This is a genomic window from Shewanella sairae (assembly GCF_023283535.1).
Classification (GTDB): Bacteria; Pseudomonadota; Gammaproteobacteria; order Enterobacterales; family Shewanellaceae; genus Shewanella; species Shewanella sairae.
In genome coordinates this window covers 58,496-72,038 of sequence record NZ_JAKILT010000004.1, presented here as the reverse complement: position 1 = coordinate 72,038, position 13,543 = coordinate 58,496, and the positions used below count along the sequence as shown (strand labels likewise).

Here is a 13,543-nt window from a genome sequence, read left to right as displayed (position 1 = left end):
CTTTATTGGCAATTTCTTAACTCATGTCACTTTATTCAATCAAACCCGGTCAAAATATCTATCCGTTAACGGGTCCAAGACAATGATTAACACTAGTTAATTTCACATCTATAATTAAAGGCGTATAGTTTTTTAAGTACTCCAGCCTGTTGTGTCATATCTTTAACAAAGGTGTTTTTTGCGAAGTACACCAGCAATAGGGATTGACGCAATTACCTTAGCTAACCTTTTCTGATGGGGAAACTTTAATGACAGCGCTTTGCTCACTCGCACAATCAGGGGTGTTATCTAACCCGACCTCCCACGTTGAGTACCTCACCTTTTGCCTCAAACAGGGCTCAGCCTTATCGGACTCAATAGCTGATTGCATCGCTGCAATTAGTGGTATTGAAAAGTCCATCAACCATAAAGATCTTACTGCAGGTCTTAGTATTTCTATTGGGTTTTCGGCAAACGCTTGGCCACAGCTTTTCCCTGAACACCCCATGCCGGCTGAGTTACACCCTTTTACAGCCATGAGCAATGGCGAGCGCGTATTTCCCGCTACTGCTGGCGACATCTTTGTGATGATAAAGTCTGAGCGTATTGATCTGAACTTCCAAGCAGCAAAATATATACGCAATAGCCTGGCAGATATCGCAACCCTTACCGAAGATATTCAAGGTTATAAGTACTTAGATAACCGTGACATGATTGATTTTGTTGATGGTACAGAAAACCCTGACGGTGATGAAAGAGTCGAAGCGGTGTTAGTCGCTAATGACATTGAATTACACCAAGGTGGCAGCTATTTACATGTACAACGTTATATCGACCGTCAAGGTTTGTGGGACAAGCAGACGACAGAGTATCAAGAGCAAGTAGTTGGCCGTACTAAGATGGATAACGTAGAGCTAAGTGATGATGTAAAGCCTGCTTGGGCGCACAACGCCAAGAGTAAGGTTGAAATTAATGGCGAAGAGATAAAAATGCTCAGACAAAACCGCCCCTATGGTAACGCTATGGAACATGGCACCATGTTTGTTGGCTTTGCCGCTACGCCATCAATTATCAACACCTCTCTAAGTCAAATGATTAATGCCGATGCGGATGGTCACTACGACCGTCTATTAGACTTTGTTGAGGCAAAAACTGGCTGCTTGTTCTTTATGCCTTCAAAGGCCTTTTTGGAGCAATTTGACGACGAATAAGCCTCGTTCGCAGCACAATGTTTAAATAAACACATTGTGCTGCCAAGCACCTGTCGAACTAAGAATTGAGCTATTTATTTAACTTGAGTCTTAGTTCGATTAAACTCCGCATAAATCATTGCCAACAAATCCAACATGAACACCCTATCCCTCAGTATCCAAGCAATTGATATAACCAATCAACAAACTGTTCTAGCGCTAAAGCTCAATACGGATCAAAATAGTTTTATTGAGTCAATTCCCGACTGTTTACAAGAGGCCAAACAAGATCCTCGCTTCACACCTGTAGCCCTTTACTATGGCGAAGATATTGCTGGATTTGCCATGTTCGGCCAATTTGAAGAATGCGATCAATTAACGGTTGATGAGCAAACAAGACAAGCCAATAAGAAACCATCGAGTAGAGTGTGGTTTGACCGATTTTTGATTGATAAGCGATTTCAAGGAAAAGGATTAGGCAAAAGATTCGCCAAATTATTACTTAACACTCTTTTCGAGCATTTTGCTTGCCAGCAAATGTTCCTCAGCGTTTATCCCAATAACCATAAGGCTATTGCGTTATATAAACAGCTTGGTTTTGAGTTTACTGGTGAGTATGTTTGTGAGGGTGAGCGAGTCATGAGCTGTCAACGCGATGCATTAAACACAAACTGCTAGCTTTAAAAGCCTCTTTTAATGCAGCTATTCAGCTGCATTAACAGCCCTGCGATAACAAACTAAGATTCTAAAATAACCGTTGCTGTGGCATAACGCTGCTCATCTGCAATAGAAAGGTGAGCATGTTTACCACCTATTTCTTCTAGCCTTGCTGCTGCGCCATCAGTAAACGCTATTAGCGGTGCGCCATTCGCGTTGTTACTGATCTCAATATGCTGGAATGATACCCCGCGACCAATCCCTGTGCCTAACGCTTTTGCCGCTGCTTCTTTCGCTGCAAAGCGCTTAGCAAGATAGCGCCCAGGCTGAGCACTGCTGACAAATATGCTAAACTCAGCAGCTGTTAATACTCGCTTGGCTAAACGGCAACTTAGCAATGCCTCATCTCCTACAGCAGGGATCCGCTCTTCAATCCGCGCTATTTCAACAATATCAGTGCCTAAACCTACAATCATTTTGAGCCTTTATAACAAGCTATGTGGCGGTTGTTTGCAAACAACCAGCTAGAATAAACAAAAGCCGAGAGCAAAGGCCTCGGCTATTAATAACAATTAGATACTGGCTTTAGTCGCCGCGACGGCCTTCTAACATTAACTGTTTCATGTCACGCACAGCTTTATCCAAACCATCGATTGCCGCACGAGCAATAATGGCATGACCGATGTTAAGCTCATATAGCTCAGGGATAGCAGCAATAGCTTTAACGTTATGATAATGCAAACCATGACCCGCATTAACCACTAGACCTTTATTGTGAGCATAGCTCGCCATTTCGGTAATGCGCTTAAGTTCTGCAGCTTGCTCACTATCAGTTTCAGCATCCGCATAGCAACCGGTGTGAATTTCAATAACCGGCGCGCCGACTGCCACAGCCGCGTCAATTTGCGTGCTATCTGCATCAATAAATAACGACACCTTAATGCCTTCTTTGCTTAAGCGAGCCACAGCCGCAGCGATCTTGTCTTGCTGCCCGGCTACGTCAAGGCCACCTTCGGTGGTTAGCTCTTCGCGCTTTTCTGGTACTAAACAAACGTAAGCAGGCTTAATTTCACAGGCAATATTAAGCATCTCTTCGGTAACAGCCATCTCAAAGTTCATACGCGTCTTTAAGGTTTTTGCCAGCGTATACACGTCGCGGTCAATAATATGGCGACGGTCTTCACGCAAATGAATCGTAATGCCTTCTGCGCCAGCGTGCTCCGCTACGGCCGCAGCATGAACAGGATCGGGATAATTTGTACCGCGTGCCTGACGTAAAGTCGCAATATGATCGATGTTAACGCCCAATAAGATCCGGCCCATGTTTGTTCCTTAAAAAAATAAGCAGAAATAAGAGACGATATTGTACTGATAGGCTTGCTGTTTAGCCAGTATCGCGAGCTAAACAGTATTTAATACCAATCAGTATAAACATTTAGTCACTCAGCGAGAGTTTAGCGGTTTTGAGGCAAGGTCATTAAGTGCTCCTGCTTTAATGACATTCGCTGCATCCATGCAGCTCGCAACGAATGAAGAGCATAGTTGTTCTACGTTCAAGTTCGTTAACACAGCATCAGAATCGCTAAAACTCGCCAGTCTGGAACGTTTTTGGCTGCCTACTTCTGCGTTGAATAGATTTATAAGGGAATAACCATTATTACAGCTATTCGCCTTGAATTAGTTTGCCAAAAATCGTTCTGAGCTGATCAAATTCTTATACTGATTGGTATAATTTGTTGTTGCTGAGTCTTGACAGGAATAAGCTAAATCTTCGGTTTCTTGGCAAATAAGCTTCTTGAATGCAGTGGCTTATCGCCAAGTACTGGCGCTAATAATTGTCGCATTAATTTCTTGGCTTCTAGATAGTGCTCTGCAGTCAATGTCCGCTGATTTAAGGCAACCAACATTTCGCCAGTAAAAAATCGATGCTGGTTGTAAGCGGTAGCTATAACTGGCGTAAAACCATGATCTGGCTCTAAACGGTAAAAACCACTTGCAGTGATCGGTGCATCACTTGGGTCAAAATCGAGTGATGGCATAGTACCTAGCTCTTTTAAAAGTGCATGCTCAAAGTATCTAAGTTGGCTTTGGTTGAACTCTGTCGCCATAGCTATTAAGGTGCGATGGTAGTCAAAAAACAAGTTCTCGGCGCTATGCTGTACGCTTAGGCAGCGTATAAGCAGCTCATTAAGGTACAAACCGGAATAAAGACAATCTCCAGCTAATGGCACTGCAGGGCTCGCAGCCTCCACTTGTTTGAGGTTTTTAAGATCAGTTTTACCGTGCAGCTGAAAGATAATCGGCTGGAAAGGCTGAATAATACTACGAATAGAATTTTTAGCGCCGCCTAAGCGTGCAACGGCATCAACACGCCCTTTACCATCAACCAATAAGTTAACGATAACGCTGCCATCACGAAAGTGTCTGCTATGAAGAACGTAGCCACGCTCCATATTGATTATTCCAATTCAATAAGCCCATTTTGCTATGAGCAATATAAGACAATAAAAACGTAATACAAAATTCAATTATAACCAATAAAAATGCCCCTTCTTATCACTAAAAAGAGGCATCATTCACAGCTAAGCTAACAGCGACTATTCGTCACCGTAACCTAAGCTGCGTAATGCACGTTCGTCATCAGCCCAACCAGATTTAACTTTAACCCACATTTCCAAGAAAACCTTGTTATCGAACAAGACTTCCATATCAACACGAGCAGCAGAACTGATCTTTTTAATGCGTTCGCCTTTGTTACCGATGACCATACGTTTTTGAGTTTCACGCTCAACCAATACCAAAGCATTGATCTGGTATACGCCGTTTTCCATCATCTTAAACTGTTCAATTTCTACCGTACAATCGTATGGCAATTCGTCGCCCAAAAAGCGCATTAGCTTTTCACGCACGATTTCAGATGCCATGAACTTTTGTGAACGGTCAGTCACATAATCTTCAGGAAAGTAATGTGGTGACTCTGGCACAGAGGCAACAGACATATCTAAGATACGCTGTACGTTAGTGCCTTGGGTTGCAGAGATAGGTAAAATCTCATCAAACGGAAACTTCTTCGATAACTCTTCAAGATGCGGGAATAATGCTTCCTTGTCTTTGATATTGTCGACTTTGTTAATCGCTAGAATCGTCTTACGGCCATCGTCACGGCTTTGCAGCTTACGCAATACCATTTCGTCATCTGGCGTCCAGTTCATACCGTCGACAACAAATACCACTAAAGCAACCTCTGCTAACGAGCTCGCTGCTGCACGGTTCATTAAACGGTTAATGGCGCGTTTTTCTTCAATATGCAAACCAGGGGTGTCAATAAACACCACCTGACGTGGACCGTCAGTATGAATACCCATAATACGATGACGCGTTGTTTGCGGCTTCTTAGAGGTAATACTGATTTTTTGCCCTAAAAGCTTATTCAATAATGTTGATTTACCCACGTTTGGACGACCAACAATTGCCACCATGCCACAATAGGTCACCGCATATTTAACCGCTGATGATGGGTTGTTCATGTTTGCCAATAGTTCGTCTAAACTTGGCTCATGGCTTTCGGGTAAATCTTTGTTGTCACTCATTTCTTAATTAACTCCAACACTTGAGCAGCAGCACTTTGTTCCGCCTTTCTGCGTGAACTGGCTACTCCGATAGCGGCTTGGCTCAAGTCTTCAACAATACATTCAACGGTGAAAGTCTGCTCATGAGCATCACCTTCAGTATGGACTACCTTATAAATCGGCAGAGGTTTTTTAAACTTCTGCAGATGTTCCTGCAGTAACGTTTTAGGATCTTTTTGGTTAATTGGTTCAATCACTTTTAAACGTGATTCATACCAGCTAAGCACGAGTCCACGGCACTTTTCGATATTTGAATCGAGATAGATAGCACCAATAATTGCCTCTACGGCATCAGCAAGAATCGACTCCCGTCTAAAACCACCGCTCTTTAGCTCACCAGGGCCTAACTTTAAGTAATCACCTAACTTAAATTCTAGCGCAATTTCAGCAAGCATTTTTCCGCACACTAGTGTCGCGCGCATACGGCTTAAATCACCTTCCGTTGCTGCCGGAAATTGGTGGTATAAGGCATCTGAAATCACGATTGACAAAATTGAGTCACCTAAGAACTCTAATCTTTCATTGTGCTTATTAGATGCACTTCTATGAGTTAACGCCTGATCTAAAAAGCCTTGCTCACTAAATTCGTAGCCTAAAGTACGGCACAAACGTGGAATATTTTTAATTGGTTCCATATTAAACTATTCCGCCTACACGGTTAAAGCGAACCCCAGTTGGGATCCAAGTCGGTAAAAAGTCAGATGGTCTTCTATCGAATTCGAAACTAATCCAAATTGCCACCGCTTTACCTACTAAGTTTTCTTCTGGCACAAAGCCCCAAAAACGGCTATCTGTACTATTGTCACGGTTATCGCCCATCGCAAAGTACTGACCTTCTGGCACAATAAACTCTGTTAACGGCACATTTTCTTGACGGTAGAAATGATTGATTCTGTCTGAGATAGCTGGATTAACCAAAATGTCATGGCTAATATCGCCTAACTGCTCTTTATAACGCACCAAAGGCATGCCACTTTGCGAAAACTCACCACGATTAACCAATGCTCGATCAACCTGCTTTAACTCAGGACATGGGCTTTGCCCTTCTGCACAGGCTGGTTGGATATACAGATCTTTATTACGATAAACAATACGGTCACCCGGCAAACCGATAATACGCTTAATATAATCAACCTGTGGATTAATTGGATATTTAAACACAGCAACATCACCGCGCTCAGGCTTACCCGTTTCTACTAGGGTTGAGCGCCATACTGGATCTTTTATACCGTAGCTAAACTTTTCGACCAAGATGAAGTCACCAACCAGTAGCGTTGGCATCATAGAACCTGATGGAATTTGAAATGGTTCGTAAATAAAAGAGCGTAAAATCAACACGAATGCGATAACAGGAAAGATAGACTTAGATGTTTCCACGATTGCAGATTCACGCATGATCTCTTCAGCACTCTCGTCGCTTAAATCAGTGTGAGCAGCTTGTGCGCTTGCCAACTTTTCGCGGCGATTAGGTGCGAAAAATAACGCATCAATCAACCAAATTAAGCCGCTACCTAAGGTCACCAATACTAATATTAGAGAGAAATGGGCTGCCATTATAAATTAACTCCTGCCAAACATAGTCGGGGCATGACGAAATGCCATTGTCTTTAAGGTTATACGCCAGTAATGAAAGCGCCGCAAATTGCGGCGCTCAGTCTAGCGATATATTAACAATTCTTAACGAATCTGCTTAATCGTTAAGCTTCAGTACCGCTAAGAATGCCTCTTGTGGCACTTCAACGTTACCGACTTGCTTCATACGCTTTTTACCTTCTTTCTGCTTGTTCAGTAGCTTCTTCTTACGCGATACGTCACCACCGTAACATTTTGCTGTTACGTCTTTACGCATTGCTTTAATAGACGAGCGGGCAATAATTTGGCTACCCACAGCAGCTTGAACAGCAATATCAAACATCTGACGAGGAATAAGCTCTTTCATCTTATTCACAAGTGCTAGACCCTTAGTGCGGATCAAACCTTTGTGGATAATCATCGCAAGCGCATCAACTCTATCGCCATTGATCAAGATATCTAAACGTACCATGTCAGCTGGCTCGAAGCGGATGAAGTTATACTCAAGTGATGCATAACCACGACTCGTTGATTTTAGACGGTCAAAGAAATCCATTACCACTTCAGCCATTGGTAATTCATAAGTCAATGCAACTTGATTACCGTGGTAAACCAAATTGGTTTGTACGCCACGCTTTTCAATACATAGAGTAATTACGTTACCCAAATATTCTTTTGGAACCAGAATATTGGTTTCTACGATTGGCTCACGCATCTCGGCAATGTTATTAACAGCAGGCAGATCTGATGGGTTATCAACGTAGATAATCTCACCATTAGTCTGAACGATTTCATAGACTACGGTCGGCGCTGTAGTAATTAGCTCTAGGTTGTATTCACGCTCTAGACGCTCTTGGATGATCTCCATGTGGAGTAGGCCCAAGAAGCCGATACGGAAACCAAAACCAAGTGCAGAAGACGTTTCTGGCTCGAAGAACAATGACGCATCGTTCAAGCTTAGCTTGTTTAGTGCTTCACGGAAGTTTTCGTAATCATCGGTAGAGATTGGGAATAAACCCGCATAAACCTGTGGTTTAACCTTTTTAAAGCCGCCTAGCGGCTTTTCAGCACCGTGCTTAGAATGGGTTAAAGTATCACCAACTGGCGCGCCGTGGATCTCTTTAATACCTGCAATAACAAAACCTACTTCACCGGTTTTAAGATCGGTAGTATCTGTTTGCTTAGGCGTAAAGATACCCACACGATCTGCGTTATAGTTTTGCCCGGTAGACATCACCTTAAACTTATCGCCTTTTTTCAGTACGCCATTTTTAATACGTACTAATGACACAACGCCTAAATAGCTATCGAACCAAGAATCAATAATCAGCGCTTGCAGTGGGCCTTCTGGATCACCTTCAGGTGGTGGAATTTGCTCCACAATCACTTCAAGCACATCTTTAATACCGATACCGGTTTTAGCAGAACAACGCACAGCGTCAGTTGCTTCGATACCTACGATGTCTTCAATCTCTTCAGCTACGCGATCTGGATCGGCCTGAGGTAAGTCAATCTTGTTTAGAACAGGAACAACGTCCATATCCATTTCAAGTGCGGTGTAACAGTTAGCTAAGGTTTGTGCTTCAACACCTTGACCCGCGTCAACCACCAATAATGCACCTTCACAAGCTGCCAGCGAACGTGATACTTCATAAGAGAAGTCAACATGGCCTGGCGTATCAATGAAGTTTAACTGGTAAGTTTCACCGTCATTAGCTTTATAATCCAAGGTTACGCTTTGTGCTTTAATAGTGATGCCACGCTCACGCTCAATATCCATTGAGTCAAGAACTTGCGCAGCCATTTCACGATCGGTTAAGCCACCGCATTCTTGAATAAGGCGATCTGAGAGTGTTGATTTGCCGTGGTCAATATGGGCAATAATTGAAAAGTTTCTAATATGCTTCATTATGCTGGGATGACTTAACTCGAAGTTGATAAAAATTTTAAAGTGCAGAATTGTACCCGATTGCAGCTTTAATACCAATTTATATAGTGCAATTACTGCGGAAAAGATAACGGCAGCGCGATTGCTGCCGTTACAAGCTTACTTCTATTGGCTTTCCCAAAGACTTAATAATCACAGGTTGAGCCTGCTCTTCTAGTTTTTTGGCGGTTTTCTTACCTAAGGCCCAAAAACCGAGGCCACCAAGTAATGCTGAAATAATAGAAAATGAATCAGGGTGACTTGCTGTCAGTACAGCCAACTGATTACCGATAAAAGCACCAATAAACAGACCAATAAGCGGCAACATATATACCAATGCAGCCGCTTTCAAGATAACACTTTCAGGCAAGCCTAGCTTTAAACGTTCACCCTTAACAAAGGCTTGCTCTGTTTGGATTGAAAAACGTTGCACCTTGGGCGAAAACGCTTTAGAAACAGCGGATGTCCCGCAAGAGTCACCACTATCACAGTGATTACAAGCACTCTTTAATTCGACTTCGACGACTATCCAGCCAGAATTGCCGTTGGCGACAACTCTAGCAACTTCTTCCATCATGATTAAACCCTGATTACTGGAGCATGATGCTCTTAGCTATGCGACTTAACGTCTCAGCCGGAACCTTACCTACAGCAACGACTTCAGCATTACCAACTCGCTCTGTAGCAAGTGATAATCCATTTCGCGTAACCAGTTCTTCAGGTAAAGACGATTCACCCGCTTTAGCTACGTAAACAGAAATACTCGCTAAACCATCACTAATCGCAATATACTCAACAGCTTCTTTGCTACCAATTAAGCGGTGCTGATCTTTTACTAGTACTTTAAAGCCAGCAGGTAACCAACTAAATTGCCAATCTTCACCGCTATCACGGTCAGATTGTGACATAACTGCCGGCCACTCTTGTTTGTAAGCTTCCTTTAAAATCGCAGGCACTTCGTCTAACACTAATAGCTCAACGACTAGCAATTGTTCAAGTAACTGCTTATCGCCACTTATCATGTCAAAACGTAGCGGTAAGAAAGTATCCATATCAACCCAAATCTGATAACCATAACGATTATTGTCAGTTGGAATAATACGGATCAATTGTCCTGGGCGTCCGGCGATACGACTGCGTCCACCCAATACAAATTGGTAACCATCTTCTAGTTTAGACACATCATCAGCAAAAGCCGCAGGAATAACGCCTTGAATGCGATTAGCATGCACGCTATAAGCCGGTTGGTCATGCTCAATAAAAGTGACGGTATTGCCAACTCGTACAGCATTTTTAGGTGGCCCATTTAAATGCTCTAAAAAAGCCACTTCTTCATCATTCACTTTGCCATGGATATAAACCAAAGGACGAATGTGATCAGCTTGGAGTTGGATAAGGGATATTTTAAATTCTTGTTCTCGCAGTGCTTGGCTCATATTATCTAGCCAAGCTTTGGCGGGTATGTCTTCCCGCGCCATCGCGGGAAAACTCATGGCTAAGATAGCCAATAGGATTAGACGCAAGCTAACTCCTCACTATTGAGCAACAGGTATAGTATCGACCTCAGTATTGTCGTCGATATTGACCCCATTATTCAATCTTTGTTGCAACATATGATCTTGAATATAAGCATTAATGCGACGTCTCTGCTCAACCACTTGATCATTGGTATAGCTTTGATTTTGTTGTACTGCACCTGTTTGTAAACTAACAGGTGACGCGCTACCAATTAATGGTCGCGTATTAAGTACTGGCAAAGGTGAATTATCAACTAAGGTTTCTTGGTTATAATTCTGCACACCAACTACTGCAACTAAAGCAACTGATGCGGCAATTGCATATTGGCCGAATTGCTTAAATAACGGAATAATCTTGCCCGTAGATGCAACCTTTGTCTCAGCGACCTTCGGCTCTTCAGTTACTATTGGTTGAGGCGCCACAATAGCAGGCTCATCTTCAATAGCGGCCATAATGCTTGCGCTAAGATCCAAAGACATTGCCTTAGGAAGCTCTCCACGCATTGCGTCACCAATCATATGATAATCACGCCACTGCTCATGTGAATCTGCGTCAGCCGCTAATTCAGCTAACGTGTGCTCATCAATTTCACCATCGACGGCAGCAGACACCCATTCCTGACCTAACTTATCCATTATTCACCTATCTTTATTTAAGATGCTAACGTTCTAGCAACGGCTTAAGCTTCTTATCGATTGCTTCACGGGCTCTGAAGATTCGAGATCTAACAGTTCCAACCGGGCAATCCATAACGTTGGCTATCTCTTCGTAACTCATACCATCAAGCTCACGTAAAGAAATGGCCATCTTCAATTCTTCTGGTAATGTGTCTAAGGTATCGAAAACCACCTTTTGAATTTCTTCAGATAAAACGAGGCGTTCTGGGGAGGCAAACTCCTTCAACGCATCGCTACCATCATAATATTCAGCTTCTTCAGCATCGACATCATTGGCAGGAGCACGACGCCCCTGAGCAACCAGATGATTCTTGGCAGTATTTACTGCTATGCGGTACAACCAAGTATAAAACGCACTTTCACCACGGAAGTTGGGTAATGCTCGATAAGCTTTAATAAAAGCTTCTTGAGCAACATCAGCAACATCGGCCTGATTTCGTACGTAACGAGATATCAGGTTGGCAACCTTATTTTGATACTTCTGTACCAAAAGGTTAAAAGCGTTTTTGTCTCCACGCTGTACGCGCTCAACTAACTGTTGATCACTTATTTGTCCACTCATCCGAGCCGACTACTCCTAAATCTAATACTGATTTCTCAGCCGCTCGAATCATATTCACTTATGTAGACTAGCGCGTTTCAAAAAAGTTCTAATTAATTTCGCAAAGATCTTAAATTATTTTCTGCAGGCATTGATTTATTTATATGCGACCAATGAAAGTATCCATATTCAGCGGCATGGTTTACCATAGTCAGACTTCCTGATAACGCTATGATACCCGATGAAACAAGTAGTTGAACACCAATCTGATGTTTTGGTTATCGGCAGCGGTGCCGCTGGCCTCACACTCGCTTTGCATCTTGCTGAAAAATCAAAAGTTATTCTGCTTTCAAAAGGGCCTCTCAGCGAAGGCTCAACCTATTATGCTCAAGGTGGAATTGCCTCAGTCTTCGATGAAGAGGACACCATTGAGTCTCATGTTGCCGACACATTAGTTGCCGGGGCGGGTCTTTGCGATGAACCTGTCGTTAAGTTTACCGCTGAAAATGCCAAAGCTGCGATGCAATGGCTAATCACTTGCGGGGTTGCTTTCGATAAAGAAGAGATCCCTGCAGGTAGTACCGCTGAAGCGCCTTATCACTTAACCCGTGAAGGTGGGCACAGCCACCGTCGTATTCTGCATGCCGCAGATGCAACCGGTAAAGAAGTGCAAGTAACACTGCAAGATCAAGCGCGAAACCATCCAAACATCCAAGTACTAGAAAGATACAATGCCATCGATTTGATTACTACACGTAAATTAAATCGTCCAGGCAATCGTGTACAAGGTGCCTACATTTGGAACCGAGATGCAGAGCATGTAGAAACAGTTAAAGCACGTTTTGTCGCTTTAGCAACGGGTGGTAGTTCGAAGGTTTATCAATATACCTCTAATCCCGATATTGCATCAGGTGATGGTATCGCGATGGCATGGCGTTCTGGATGCCGTGTTGCAAATATGGAATTCAATCAATTCCATCCAACGTGCCTTTACCATGCTGATGCACGTAATTTCTTGCTGACTGAAGCACTGCGTGGCGAAGGCGCATTTTTACGTCGCCCAGACGGTAGCCGCTTTATGCCAGACTTTGATGAGCGCGCTGAACTTGCTCCCCGCGATATTGTGGCACGCGCAATCGATTATGAGATGAAGCGTTTAGGTTCTGATTGTGTCTATTTAGACATTACCCATAAGCCCGCAGAATTTATTATCAAACATTTCCCAACTATCTATAAGCGTTGCCTAGAGTTGGGCATTGATATCACCACAGACCCAATTCCTGTTGTACCTGCGGCCCACTATACTTGTGGCGGCGTGATGACAGACTTGCACGGGCAAACTGACCTCAATGGTTTGTACGCTATTGGTGAAGTGGCCTATACAGGTCTACATGGCGCAAATCGTTTAGCCAGTAACTCATTGCTTGAGTGCTTGGTATTTGCCAGAGCGGCGGCTGAAGATATTGAAAGTCAGCTAAACAAAATTCCTATGCCAGGCACTTTACCTGCATGGGATGAAAGCCAAGTGTCTAATTCAGATGAAGAGGTGGTGATTGCCCATAACTGGCATGAGCTACGCTTGTTTATGTGGGATTACGTAGGGATTGTTCGTTCTGATAAGCGTCTTGAACGTGCCCTTCGCCGCTGCGCTATGCTACAACAAGAGATCCAAGAGTATTACAGTAACTTTAGAGTGAGTAATAACTTACTTGAGCTACGTAACTTGGTGCAAGTTGCAGAGCTAATTATTCGCTGTGCCATGGAACGCAAAGAAAGCCGCGGTTTACATTACAATATTGACCATCCTAATAAAGATGCGTCGCCTAAACCAACAATCTTACAACCAGATTAAT

At 43.2% G+C, this 13,543-nt stretch carries 14 protein-coding genes; 3 read left to right on the top strand and 11 right to left on the bottom strand.

All coding sequences use genetic code 11. From position 1 onward, the window contains the following. Positions 1-248: 248 nt before the first annotated feature. Together L2748_RS02600 and L2748_RS02595 are read left to right on the top strand one after the other, a co-directional pair. Positions 249-1,190, top strand: a complete 942-nt coding sequence (locus tag L2748_RS02600; RefSeq protein ID WP_220779607.1) for a Dyp-type peroxidase — start codon at positions 249-251, stop codon at positions 1,188-1,190. 135 nt (positions 1,191-1,325) lie between these two features. Further along, complete coding sequence (locus tag L2748_RS02595) at positions 1,326-1,847, top strand: GNAT family N-acetyltransferase (protein ID WP_220779605.1); 522 nt, start codon at positions 1,326-1,328, stop codon at positions 1,845-1,847. 59 nt (positions 1,848-1,906) lie between these two features. Here the strand turns inward: L2748_RS02595 and acpS are convergent, their stop codons facing one another. The 11 genes from acpS to rpoE form a co-directional block, all read right to left on the bottom strand. Next, positions 1,907-2,302 (bottom strand): holo-ACP synthase, encoded by a 396-nt coding sequence (gene acpS, locus L2748_RS02590; protein WP_220779603.1) that lies wholly within the window; start codon positions 2,300-2,302, stop codon positions 1,907-1,909. A 109-nt stretch (positions 2,303-2,411) separates the two neighbouring features. Next, positions 2,412-3,149: a pyridoxine 5'-phosphate synthase gene (gene pdxJ, locus L2748_RS02585; protein ID WP_220779601.1), complete on the bottom strand. Its 738-nt coding sequence runs from the start codon at positions 3,147-3,149 to the stop codon at positions 2,412-2,414. Between the two features lie 440 nt (positions 3,150-3,589). Further along, a complete protein-coding gene (recO, locus tag L2748_RS02580; protein WP_220779599.1) occupies positions 3,590-4,279 on the bottom strand; it encodes a DNA repair protein RecO in 690 nt (229 codons plus the stop codon). A gap of 144 nt (positions 4,280-4,423) precedes the next feature. Further along, positions 4,424-5,416 carry a GTPase Era gene (gene era / locus L2748_RS02575; protein WP_220779597.1) on the bottom strand — a complete coding sequence of 331 codons (993 nt, stop codon included), beginning with the start codon at positions 5,414-5,416 and terminating at the stop codon, positions 4,424-4,426. Beyond that, complete coding sequence (gene rnc / locus L2748_RS02570) at positions 5,413-6,090, bottom strand: ribonuclease III (RefSeq protein ID WP_220779596.1); 678 nt, start codon at positions 6,088-6,090, stop codon at positions 5,413-5,415. The genes era and rnc overlap by 4 nt, the downstream gene beginning before the upstream one ends. Position 6,091: 1 nt before the next feature. Then, on the bottom strand, positions 6,092-7,009 hold the full coding sequence (lepB, locus tag L2748_RS02565) for a signal peptidase I (RefSeq protein WP_220779594.1): 918 nt from the start codon (positions 7,007-7,009) through the stop codon (positions 6,092-6,094). Between the two features lie 136 nt (positions 7,010-7,145). After that, entirely contained in the window at positions 7,146-8,936 is a 1,791-nt protein-coding gene (gene lepA, locus L2748_RS02560) for a translation elongation factor 4 (RefSeq protein WP_220779592.1), read from the bottom strand. 130 nt (positions 8,937-9,066) lie between these two features. Then, on the bottom strand, positions 9,067-9,531 hold the full coding sequence (locus L2748_RS02555) for a SoxR reducing system RseC family protein (RefSeq protein ID WP_220779590.1): 465 nt from the start codon (positions 9,529-9,531) through the stop codon (positions 9,067-9,069). A 13-nt stretch (positions 9,532-9,544) separates the two neighbouring features. Then, a complete protein-coding gene (locus L2748_RS02550; RefSeq protein WP_220779588.1) occupies positions 9,545-10,477 on the bottom strand; it encodes a MucB/RseB C-terminal domain-containing protein in 933 nt (310 codons plus the stop codon). 12 nt (positions 10,478-10,489) lie between these two features. Next, positions 10,490-11,107: a sigma-E factor negative regulatory protein gene (locus tag L2748_RS02545; protein ID WP_220779586.1), complete on the bottom strand. Its 618-nt coding sequence runs from the start codon at positions 11,105-11,107 to the stop codon at positions 10,490-10,492. Positions 11,108-11,132: 25 nt separating this feature from the next. Further along, entirely contained in the window at positions 11,133-11,711 is a 579-nt protein-coding gene (gene rpoE, locus L2748_RS02540) for an RNA polymerase sigma factor RpoE (RefSeq protein ID WP_220779584.1), read from the bottom strand. Between the two features lie 220 nt (positions 11,712-11,931). Between rpoE and nadB the strand changes: the two genes are divergently transcribed. Further along, positions 11,932-13,542 carry an L-aspartate oxidase gene (gene nadB / locus L2748_RS02535; RefSeq protein ID WP_220779583.1) on the top strand — a complete coding sequence of 537 codons (1,611 nt, stop codon included), beginning with the start codon at positions 11,932-11,934 and terminating at the stop codon, positions 13,540-13,542. The last annotated feature ends 1 nt before the right edge of the window (position 13,543 follow it).

Coding starts and splice junctions, on each gene's coding strand:
- rnc (WP_220779596.1), bottom strand. CDS start 6,090: ATGGAACCAATTAAAAATATTCCACGTTTGTGCCGTACTTTAGGCTAC.
- L2748_RS02595 (WP_220779605.1), top strand. CDS start 1,326: ATGAACACCCTATCCCTCAGTATCCAAGCAATTGATATAACCAATCAA.
- L2748_RS02545 (WP_220779586.1), bottom strand. CDS start 11,107: ATGGATAAGTTAGGTCAGGAATGGGTGTCTGCTGCCGTCGATGGTGAA.
- lepA (WP_220779592.1), bottom strand. CDS start 8,936: ATGAAGCATATTAGAAACTTTTCAATTATTGCCCATATTGACCACGGC.
- L2748_RS02555 (WP_220779590.1), bottom strand. CDS start 9,531: ATGATGGAAGAAGTTGCTAGAGTTGTCGCCAACGGCAATTCTGGCTGG.
- era (WP_220779597.1), bottom strand. CDS start 5,416: ATGAGTGACAACAAAGATTTACCCGAAAGCCATGAGCCAAGTTTAGAC.
- L2748_RS02600 (WP_220779607.1), top strand. CDS start 249: ATGACAGCGCTTTGCTCACTCGCACAATCAGGGGTGTTATCTAACCCG.
- acpS (WP_220779603.1), bottom strand. CDS start 2,302: ATGATTGTAGGTTTAGGCACTGATATTGTTGAAATAGCGCGGATTGAA.
- pdxJ (WP_220779601.1), bottom strand. CDS start 3,149: ATGGGCCGGATCTTATTGGGCGTTAACATCGATCATATTGCGACTTTA.
- recO (WP_220779599.1), bottom strand. CDS start 4,279: ATGGAGCGTGGCTACGTTCTTCATAGCAGACACTTTCGTGATGGCAGC.
- rpoE (WP_220779584.1), bottom strand. CDS start 11,711: ATGAGTGGACAAATAAGTGATCAACAGTTAGTTGAGCGCGTACAGCGT.
- nadB (WP_220779583.1), top strand. CDS start 11,932: ATGAAACAAGTAGTTGAACACCAATCTGATGTTTTGGTTATCGGCAGC.
- lepB (WP_220779594.1), bottom strand. CDS start 7,009: ATGGCAGCCCATTTCTCTCTAATATTAGTATTGGTGACCTTAGGTAGC.